Here is a 6,102-nt window from a genome sequence, read left to right as displayed (position 1 = left end):
GTTCGATTTTTAAAGGAGATAAGGTAATAAAATTAATAGTGGCTCCCAAATTACGCAACTTATCCAACGTCATCATTAAGGGATGTGTTGGGCTGACTTCGTTATCCCGATACGCTCCAATCAAAAATAAATATTGCATATCCGTATCCGTCATCATCAGTTCGATTAACTTGAGCGTGGCAGAGTCTGCCCACTGCAAATCGTCAAGAAAGATAACGAGGGGATGTTCTTTGGCACAAAATGCCCTAATAAACTTTTGGAAGACCAGATTAAAACGATTTTTAGATTCAGATAGCCCTAAATCTGGCACAGGTGGCTGCTTGCCCACAATCAATTCCACTTCTGGAATTACATCAATAATAACTTGACCGTTCTCACCAAAAGCAACTAAAAGTTTTTCTCGCCATAAATTTAGTTGTGCTTCGCTTTCTGTTAACAGTTGTCGCACCAATTCTTTAAAAGCGCTTACTATGGCAGAATAGGGAATATTGCGCTGAAATTGATCGAATTTACCTTCTGTGAAATAGCCGCGCAGTTGGCTATTAGGCTTGTGAATTTCGGCAATCAATGATGATTTACCGATGCCAGAGTAACCCGCCACCAACATCATCTCGATTTGGGATTTGGTATTTAGGATTTGAGATTGACGACCATTTTTTTGACTTTTGGCTTTTGATTTTTGGCTTTCCCCAGCTACTCGCTCAAATGCTGCTAATAAAGTTTCAACTTCTGCCTCTCGTCCGTAGAGTTTTTGGGAAATTTGAAATTTATCAGAGATATCTTTGGCAGCAAGGGGAAATGCAGAGATATTTCCTTTTGTTTGTAACTGAGTCAAACATTCTTCTAAATCCGCTTTGATTCCCCAAGCACTTTGGTATCTCTCTTCCGCTGTTTTCGCCATCAGTTTCATCACTATATCTGAAACGACTTTCGGAATTTTTTGGCTTTTATTAAGTTCATCATTTTTTAATTTTGACTTTTGAATTTTAAATCGATCGGGTGGTACTGGCTGTTTGGCAATATGACAATGTACCAATTCCAGTGCATCATTGGTTTCAAAAGGCAGTTGTCCGGTTAGTAATTCGTAGAAGGTGACACCGAGAGAATAAAAATCTGTGCGGTAATCCAAATAACGGTTCATCCGTCCGGTTTGTTCTGGGGAAATATAGGCGAGCGTACCTTCTAAAATGTGAGGATTTTTTAGGGTGGGATTTTCCCGCGTTAATTGTGTAGAAATACCAAAGTCGATGAGTTTTAAAACTCTGGTTTTGGGGTTATAAGCAATATTGGCAGGATTTATATCTTTGTGGATAACATTGCTACTGTGAATATGTCCCAACGTCTCAGTTATTTTAATAGCGATCGCCAGACATTCTGTTAGCAGCATCTGTTGTCCCGCCGCTTTTGATTTGTTCATCAACTGTTTTAAAGATGATGCGCCAAAATCCTCCAAGATCATCACCAAAGTTCTCTGTAATGGTTCTAAACTATAAACTTTAATTACCCCGTCCAGATTCAGATGTCTGGTAATTTCATATTCCTGCTTGTAGCGGGTAAGTTCGGAAGCTGTTGGATAGTCTTCTTTGAGGACTTTGAGGATAACAGGTTGATTGTCTTGTTGTCGGATAGCGCGATAAACTAGGGAATTGGTACTTTCGTAAACTTGACTGAGAATAAGGTAACCGTCAATCTTAAGCATCTTTTGTCTTCTTGTGTGTGGTATACTATAAATGCACGCCTTGTAATTATTGTCAGCTAATAAAAAAGCAAAATATGAAATATATTTTAACAAATTCATCATCTATTGTCTAGTTTTTATTTATTCGCTTTTATTTAGGCAATGATTTTGCAACTAACCAGTAAGTTATCATTTCTCCCCTACCTTTAACAGAAATTTTGCCGCGTTTCTCGAACTTATAGCGATTTTTTAACTTTTCGTAAGTTGCTGAGGTGACTTGAATCTTGCCCGGTATACCGGATGATTCCATCCTAGAAGCAACATTGACAGCATCTCCCCAGAGGTCGTAAATAAATTTTTTCATCCCAATTACACCTGCTACGACTGCTCCAGTATTAATACCAATGCGGATTTGTAATTTTTCGCTACACTTCATTTGAAATTGGTCGATCGCAGCTTGCATATCCAGCGCCATATCCGCAATAGCTTCTGCACTATTTTCTTTAGGAACAGGCAATCCACCTACTACCATATAAGCGTCGCCAATCGTTTTGATTTTTTCCAAACCATGTTTTTCTGTGAGTTCGTCAAACTTAGAAAAAATCTCATTGAGCAAATTAACTAATTCAGTTGGTGAGATTCGCGCCGACAGAAGAGTAAAACCGACAATATCGGCAAATAAAATAGTGACTTCATGGAAATGTTCGGCGATCGCACCTGGATTTTCTTTCAATCGCTCGACCATCGCCTCTGGCAAAATATTGAGTAATAACTGTTCTGACTTTTCTTGCTCTTTTTGCAGATCTGACTGGGCTTGCTTGCGCTCGGTGATGTCCCGCGCCACCAAAATCGCCGTTTCAGAAGAAAGCGGCGAAATCGTCTCGGCAAAGCAAATATCTTTACCTCCTATGGGCAAACTATATTCAATTTCAACGGTTTTTTGTGTGGAAACCGCTTCTAGGATCGCTTGGAGAATCAAATCTGCTTCGGCTTCCGGTAAAGTTTCGTGGACTTTCCTGCCGATCGTTTCGGTTGCAGGTTTGTACAAATTCATCGTATTTGTAGGGATAACATTGAGGCAACGTCCGGAAACATCCCGAACTACTACCGTATCGGTCATCGCCGCAAACAGAGCTTTCATTTCTGCTTGGACTTTCTTCTGTTGCAGCACCGTTCCCGACTGGGCTGCTACCACACTAACTAACTCGCACAAGCGCTTGTCGTCCGAACTACTTGAGAGAGCGAAGAAAACTAACACCGCCAAAACAGGAGATTGAGAACTCAGCAAATAACTGCCCTGTTCTTCTGGCTGCTGTATATTGCCCATAGGAACAATAGGTACGCCAAAAGCAGCTTTTAAGTCGCATTGTGTCGCCAGTTCTAATCTTAGGAGAGCATCTTCCATTTCGTTGAAATCGTTAACGCAGGCGGATTGTCGCGTTGACCAAACTTTGCCGGGAATTTCTTCACCGGGATAGAAAGTGAGAACTTCGCTGTATTCTCGGAAACGTGCGATCGCATCTACCAGAGTTGGGTCAATCTTTTCCCGCTGACAGTACCAACGAGGACTGCATATTAAAGCTGATGTATCGGTGGTGGGAATCCAAGCTTCGCCGTAAATCCAATCAGTTGTTTGGCAAACTTGCTGCAAGATAACTTCTAAGGCGGTATCGAAATCTGTGGCAGTACTAATCGCTTGAGCCATTGTTAGCAAGAGTCGAATTTCTTCTTCAGCTTGTTGGCGTGCTTTGATTTCTTTTTCTAGCTGTGCTGTTCGCTCTTGTAGCGATAAACGCTGACGTGCGATCGTCAGTTGATTTTCCACGCGGGCGATCACCTCTTCAGTTTGAAAAGGTTTGGTGATGTAGTCTATGCCACCGACAGCAAAGGCTTTGATCTTATCCATTACCTCACTGAGAGCGCTGATAAAAATCACCGGCACATCACGAGTTTGTTCCGAAGCTTTCAGTTTGCTGCAAACTTCATAACCGTCCATCTCCGGCATATTAATATCGAGCAAAATTAAATCAGGCAGCGCTGTCTTTACGGAAGTCAATGCAATCTGACCTGACCTAGCCTTGCGAACTGCGTACCCTCGCTCGGTCAGTATTGAAGATAAAAGGCGAAGGTTGTCCGGCGTATCGTCAACAAGTAAAATATTTCCTTTCTGCCTCTCTTGAGCCTTCATTAGACATTTATTGTGAGATTTACTATTCAAATTACTAACATTTTTGATATCTCATTCCTGGCAATTGAGTTACCAACCCCATTAATTCCAACTGCAATAAAGCACTCGAAACCCCTCCTGCCGGTAAGCCAGCTTTTTGTACAATTAAATCGAAGGGCGTAGCTTCTGAAGAAATTGCCTGCCAAACTTGTTTTAATTCCGGTTCTAAATCCGGCATTGGCGGTGCATTTGACGCCTGGGTTTGAGCAAATAAAGGTAAAGAAGCAAAATTTTCCGTATCCGCAGGCGGCGTCGCGCCCAACATTTTTAATAGTTCCTCAAATTCAACAGGAATTGCTGTCGCTCCTTTGGTTAATAAATTCAAACAACCGTGGGATTGATAATCGTCCAAACGGGCAGTCAGCACGTAAACATCTCGACCGAAATCTTTAGCAACGTCGGCAGTAATTAAAGCACCAGATTTTCTGGGTGCTTCCATCACTAAAACGGCGCGACTCAAAGCTGCAATAATTCGATTGCGGGCGGGAAAACGAGTGCGATCGGGTGGGGTACCAGCCGAATATTCGCTTAAAAGCAAACCATTTCCTGTTATTTGTGCGGATAAATTGCGATTGCGCGACGGATAAATAACATCTATCCCAGTACCAAAAACCGCTATTGTCCGTCCACCCGCCTCTAAACAGGCACTATGCGCTTCGGTGTCAATTCCCTCCGCCATCCCCGAAACAATTGTAAATCCTTGTTTAGCTAAAGCGGCGCTAATTCTGCGCGTCCAACGGATACCGTATTCGGAAGGTTGACGAGTCCCGACAATTCCCACTGTTGCTGTTAAACCTTGATTTTCTTGGGTTTGCACTTTTCCCCGGTAATGTAGCACTGGTGGAGGATTGGGAATATCTCGTAACAAACGGGGATAATCGGCATCTGCTGGTGTCCAAAAATAAGGGTTTTTCTGCTGGTATTGTAGAAGAAATTGAGCGGGGTCGAGTTGCGATCGCTTTCCCTCCACTGTCACCAATGTTTTAACCCCAAATCCCTCCACTTGTCGCAATTGCGCTGCACTTGCTGACCACGCCCCCGCCAGATTACCAAAGTGCTGTTGGAGTCGCTTCAGTAAAATCGGCCCTATTCCCGGAATTTGCGACCAAGCTAACCAATATGCGCGTTCTTCAAGCAATTGCCTAAATTACTCCATTTCTTGCTAACACAGATAAACACATTATCTGCGTTTATCTGCGTTTATCTGCGTTTATCTGCGGTTGCAACATTTTAGAGATCGCTAAGCTGGAACAGAAGGCTTTTGTTTGAGATATTCAAAAACCGACTTATCCCCAATATCAGCTGGAATTGCTTGCATAGTTTTCCGCACCGCAAAGACGAGGAAAAAGATCGCCCAAATTAGCAGTAATATCGGCTTCATCTCCATCGGCAAAAAGCCAAACAAATGTCCCAACAGCAGCAAAGGAACCAGTGGTGTCAGCACCTTTGTTTCCAGTCGGTTAAAGCAAAAAGCTTCTTTGAAATAAATTCCAGTCAATGCTGCAAAGGTAAAACCAATTCCCAAAATAGCAAGTGGATGGTGGTAAACAGTCAGCGCCAAAGGTTCGCCACTTTGCACCGCTAGTACAACAGACGCCAAAACGCCAACCGCCCAAAAAATTTGCAGCCCTCGGTGCAGCTGTACCATATATATATGGATGGTGGCTAAGCTGACGCCCAACGCCACGCAGAAACAGGCATATAGCAAGGTCAGTGCGTTCAAAATAGTTGGGGTAGCGCCCTGAGATAGTAGCAGCCAAGTCCCCAAGCCAAAGCTTAATGCTGCTACCATTAAGCCAGCGCGGTAGATGATGACGCCCGTGCGATCGCTCTGGGTAATTGTAAACTCTCCAAACTGTCCTTGGTAAACTATCGGTTCGGATTGCTGTATTTGAGTCATTATTTTCTCCGTTTTCCTTCTGAAATAATAACGCAAGTTGCTAGTTATTAATTTTAAATCTGTAGATCCTTCACCAGATGGAAGTATTTTGGATTTTGAATTTTAGATTGGTTCCATCTTGAAAGAGCAAAGCTTGAAATTCGTGAAAATTTTTAATGATTCCCATTGAAATGGGAGGCTTTACAGCCCTTTTTTTGGCCATAAAGCAGAGTTTTGGCGACGATTGTTAATTTTATCAATCTGAAGCACCCTACTTAATCTTCAAGAAACCGGGGTTCTATATACCGCACTAGCTTT

General features: G+C 42.6%; 4 protein-coding genes. All 4 read right to left on the bottom strand.

Going from position 1 to position 6,102, the window contains the following annotated elements; all coding sequences use genetic code 11:
• A partial coding sequence (locus H6S82_RS14635; RefSeq protein ID WP_191056355.1) for a serine/threonine-protein kinase occupies positions 1–1,699 on the bottom strand: 1,699 nt, incomplete at its 3' end.
• A gap of 130 nt (positions 1,700–1,829) precedes the next feature.
• Positions 1,830–3,866, bottom strand: a complete 2,037-nt coding sequence (locus H6S82_RS14630) for an adenylate/guanylate cyclase domain-containing protein (RefSeq protein WP_190473952.1) — start codon at positions 3,864–3,866, stop codon at positions 1,830–1,832.
• A 34-nt stretch (positions 3,867–3,900) separates the two neighbouring features.
• Positions 3,901–5,043, bottom strand: a complete 1,143-nt coding sequence (gene dprA, locus H6S82_RS14625) for a DNA-processing protein DprA (RefSeq protein WP_190473951.1) — start codon at positions 5,041–5,043, stop codon at positions 3,901–3,903.
• A 102-nt stretch (positions 5,044–5,145) separates the two neighbouring features.
• A complete protein-coding gene (locus tag H6S82_RS14620; RefSeq protein ID WP_190473949.1) occupies positions 5,146–5,805 on the bottom strand; it encodes a DUF2301 domain-containing membrane protein in 660 nt (219 codons plus the stop codon).
• Positions 5,806–6,102 lie beyond the last annotated feature (297 nt).

The sequence above is a fragment of the Planktothrix sp. FACHB-1355 genome (genome assembly GCF_014748295.1).
Lineage (GTDB): Bacteria > Cyanobacteriota > Cyanobacteriia > Cyanobacteriales > Aerosakkonemataceae > Aerosakkonema > Aerosakkonema funiforme_A.
Note: the sequence above shows the minus strand (reverse complement) of the source record. Positions and strands in the feature narration are given on the sequence as shown.